The following is a 2,992-nucleotide window of genomic DNA, read 5'->3' as shown; positions in this document are numbered from 1 at the left end:
GGGGTCTCCTCGTTTTCAGTGCAATAAGTGACGGTACGCAAAGCTAGCACTGGCGCGGGGGTGGTCTGGGTAGACCGTTGATTTCATTGACTTTCCTGTTCGCTTTGTAAACGGGTATGGTGGCCTCCCACTTTTGAGGTTCACGATGCAGGGTTGGCACACAACGTTTTTGGGGATGCGTGGGCTCCCCCGCGATATCAGCGACTTCGAGATGAAGGCATTTTTCACCTTCGATGGTGCCGAGCGCGACGCAATCAATGCACGCCGAGGTGATTCCCACAAGCTTGGTCTGGCGCTCCATATTGGTTTCCTGCGCATGAGTGGGCGTTTGCTCGGTGCCTTTCGGGTAATTCCAGTACTCGTGCGGGCGCGTCAATGGCTGTACAAGAACAAGCTGGTGATCGTGCACGAGCGGGCAATTCGGACACTGATTGCGGCGGCACTTGCCCAGCTTGAAGTTGAAACAGGCACCGCCATCGCCGCCAGCGTTGATCCAGCAACACTTGATCGCTGGCGAGCCTCAGTTTCAGAGCTGCGCCCAGATGGACAAACCCAGCAGAGTTGGCTATGGGCTGCACCGGCGAAACACTCAACCCGCCAAATCAGCGAGGTACTGGAGCGCATCGACCTGCTTTACACGCTGGACGTTCATAAGCACCTGGCAGACATCCCCGATCTCATCTTGCGCCGCTACGCGCGCCGACTTGTCTCCAGGCCGCCCTCAGCCGGAGCCAAGATCAAAGAGCCAGCGCGCACCGTGGAGGTCGCATGCTTTCTTCGGTATTGCCTGTTCACCACCACAGACCAGTTGATCCTTATGGTGCAGCGCCGGATCGCCGATCTGTGGCGTCAGGCTGCCGCCGATGTCCCCGCTACCGTCAATTGGGCCGCAATGTACAAAACGCTGCTCGGCGAACTTGTTGCCTTGAGCGCGCAAGGTGCGGTGCCAGATGCTGAGTTGCGTGCCCGTCTTGAAGCCTTGATCACCGAAACCCAGAAACGCAAACCACCGAGCAGGGCCTCCCTGGTCCGCGAGGGATTGATTGATGGAATTCGCCCCGTGCGGTCGTTGCTCGTCGCCATTGCAAAGCTGCCCTGGCAGGCCACCGGCGAGCATCCTGCCATCGAGTACCTTGCCAAGCTGCAAGCTTTATATCTCAAAGGATCCAGAAAGCTGCCAGTTGAAGTGGTGGCACCAAGTCTGGGAATGATCTGGCAGGTTTCGATCTCCAGCCCAGACCGGGAACGGGCGTTTCAGGCGTTGGAGGTGGCCACCCTGTTTGCCCTGCGCCGCGCGGTGCGCAATGGCTCGGTCTGGATTGAGCACAGCCTGAGCTTTCGGGGTCGTGCGCGCTTGTTCTTCACGGACGAGCGTTGGCAGGCAGAGTCCAAGAAACACTATGCCCGTCTATCGTTACCCAGCAAGGCTGCCACTTTCTTGAAGCCTTTGCTGGCCAGAGTAACTGCCGGTGTCGATGCGGTGGCCGCTGCAGCCCGCAGTGGCGTACTGCGCGTGGATGATGAACTCCATTTGTCGCCATTGCCCGCAGAGGACGAAGACCCAGAAGTGACCAAGCTGCGCGCGGCTTTGGATCACCGCATCGGTGAGGTTCAATTGCCGGAAGTGATTCTGGCCGTTGACGCCCAGGTGCGCTTTAGCTGGATCATGCTCGGACGTGAGCCGCGCTCTACCGACGAGCTGCTGATGGTCTATGCCGGCATCATGGCCCACGGCACCAGTCTGACTGCGGTCGAATGCGCGCGCATGATTCCGCAATTGTTTGCCACCAGCATTCGCCAGGCCATGCGCTGGGCGCGGGACGAACGGCGTCTGAGCCAGGCCTGCCAGGCTGTGCTGGAATTCATGCAGCGACACCCGATTGCCGCCACCTGGGGGCGGTCCGATTTGGCATCTTCTGACATGATGAGCATGGAGACCACCAAACGGGTGTGGCAAGCCCGGCTTGATCCTCGGCGCAACACACCTTCCATTGGAATCTACTCCCATGTAAAAGACCGGTGGGGCATCTTCCATGCGCAGCCCTTTGTGCTCAATGAGCGCCAGGCGGGCGTGGCCATTGAAGGTGTCATCCGCCAAGAAAAGCTGGAGACCAGCCAGCTTGCTGTGGATACCCATGGCTACACCGACTTTGCCATGTCACATGCCCGTTTGCTTGGTTTTGATCTTTGCCCGCGGTTGAAGGAACTCAAACAGCGCCACCTCTTTGTGCCACGCGGCACCAAAGTGCCCGCAGAAATCGCTGCGGTGTGCGAAGCCAATGTCGACGTCGCTTTGATCGAAAAGCATTGGGATAGTCTGGTGCACCTGGCAGCCTCGGTCATGAGCGGACATGCCAGTGCGGTGGCAGCTCTTGCGCGGTTCGGTTCTGCCGCCCAGGGCGATCCAATCTATGAGGCTGGCGTGCAATTGGGGCGGTTGCTGCGTACGGCGTTTTTGGCTGACTACTTTGTCAAGGACGCTTTCAGGAACGAGTTGCGCCGGGTGCTCAATCGGGGCGAGGCTGTTAACGCCCTCAAGCGCGCCATTTATACCGGCCGGATCAGCCCGGCGCAGGCCAAACGTGTCGATGAAATGCAGGCTGTGGCCGATGCGTTGAGCCTGATGGCCAACATCGTGATGGCGTGGAATACCTCACAGATGCAGGCGGTCCTGGATCGCTGGTCGAACCGCCGCCAGGTCATTCCACCGGAACTGATCGGGAAGATTGCGCCCACCAGGCTGGAGAGCATCAACTTGCGGGGTGTGTTTCGCTTCCCGGTTGACCGCTATGCTGACCAAATCCTGCCTTCGCGGCCAAATGCATCGATAACTGGCACCAATGGATGAAACCGACCACGGTTTGACGCCACGAATCGCAGATTTGAAAGTGAACAGGAAAGTCAATGAAATCAACGATCTACCAACACCACCTCCGCGCCAGTGCTAGCTTTTCGTACCGTCACTTATTGCACTGAAAACGAGGAGACCCCT

At 58.7% G+C, this 2,992-nt stretch carries 1 protein-coding gene; it reads left to right on the top strand.

Features of this window, described 5'->3' with window-relative positions:
- Positions 1-145: 145 nt before the first annotated feature.
- Positions 146-2,848, top strand: a complete 2,703-nt coding sequence (locus AC07ZH_RS20405; protein WP_274923531.1) for a Tn3 family transposase — start codon at positions 146-148, stop codon at positions 2,846-2,848.
- Positions 2,849-2,992 lie beyond the last annotated feature (144 nt).

This window comes from Simplicispira sp. GW247-4R2A (assembly GCF_059424465.1).
The sequence above is the reverse complement of the archived record's forward strand: the minus strand, read 5'-3'. Positions and strand labels throughout refer to the sequence as shown.

Excerpts from the sequence above, each read along its gene's own strand:
- AC07ZH_RS20405 (WP_274923531.1), top strand. The coding sequence starts at position 146 with ATGCAGGGTTGGCACACAACGTTTTTGGGGATGCGTGGGCTCCCCCGC.